This is a genomic window from Halorubrum sp. SP3 (assembly GCF_005435195.1).
In the GTDB taxonomy this organism is placed as follows: domain Archaea; phylum Halobacteriota; class Halobacteria; order Halobacteriales; family Haloferacaceae; genus Halorubrum; species Halorubrum sodomense.
Window position 1 is genome coordinate 1 of record NZ_SGTU01000096.1, and the last position, 1,047, is coordinate 1,047.

Annotated in this window: 2 protein-coding genes; both read right to left on the reverse strand. The window is 57.8% G+C overall.

Features of this window, described 5'->3' with window-relative positions:
• On the reverse strand, window positions 1-495 hold a 495-nt coding region (locus tag EXE42_RS15540; RefSeq protein WP_137706910.1), incomplete at its 3' end, for a glycosyltransferase.
• A 19-nt stretch (window positions 496-514) separates the two neighbouring features.
• Window positions 515-1,047, reverse strand: a 533-nt coding sequence (locus EXE42_RS15545; RefSeq protein WP_199240775.1) for a glycosyltransferase family 2 protein, incomplete at its 5' end; no start/stop codon positions are given.

A 1,047-nucleotide genomic window follows, 5' to 3' on the forward strand; every position in this document is an offset into this window, starting at 1 on the left:
AATCACGGCCGCATACAGCCCAATACGCAAGAAGTTCTGGGCGAGCAGTTGAATAACACCGACTGGGAGCGGGTATTTTTCGATCGCGCTCCAGTCGTGATACTCGTGGACGAGCGCAACCACCGGCACAGAGAATAGTGGCCCGAGGAACGCGACGAGACTCGGATGCGGCGTGTGGTTGTCGATGATGACATCGATGTCGTCGCGGAAAAGCGTCGCGAGCAGTACCGGCGACACGAATGGAAACAACGACCGGGCAAGGTAGAAATGTAGGGTTGGGGCACGCTGGAGGAAGTCTGGGACACATTTGACGGTCCGAATCCGAACTCCGCTGGAGACACGCCGCTGCTTGAGTTCGGGATCGGTGCGACTGGCCACGACCTGGACATCCGCGCCCCTTTCGTGAAGCGTTGCTGCCTCCTCGAACAACCGACGATCGCCGCCACCGCCGTCCTCCGGGTCGGTGTTGTTCACGTACAGCAGCGTCTGACTCATTCGTGACCGCTCCGATCAGTTACCGAATCCATGTCGTAAGTACTGTCCGTGTCAGTCCGAGCGCATATCTAATCTGCGGCTTCTTTGTTTCGCCGGCCTCACGCTCCTGAATGACGATAGGAATCTCTTCAATTTGCATCCCGTTCTTCCGCGCTTCGATGATCAGCTCAGGCGCACTGAATCGCTCTTCGGTGAGGGTTAATTTTCCTATCTCTGATCCTCGAATAGCGCGGTAACCGTTCGTACAGTCAGTGATCTCAGATTTCGTGAGCCGATTGATGAGCCATGTAAAGAACTTGATCCCCGACTGCCGAACGACTCCGTTCCCGGAGTGATCGACGCCGCGATACCGCGATCCCATCACGTAATCGGCGTCACCGTCAAGCACGGGGGCGACGAGGTTTTCGAGCTCGTCGACAGGATGTTGTCCGTCAGCGTCCATAGTGACGACGACTTCCGCGTTCTTCTTTTCGGCGACGAGAAAGCCCGTTCGGAGCGCCCCGCCCTGTCCCTGATTAATGGGGTGTTCGGCGACGTTCGCGCCGGCCTCCG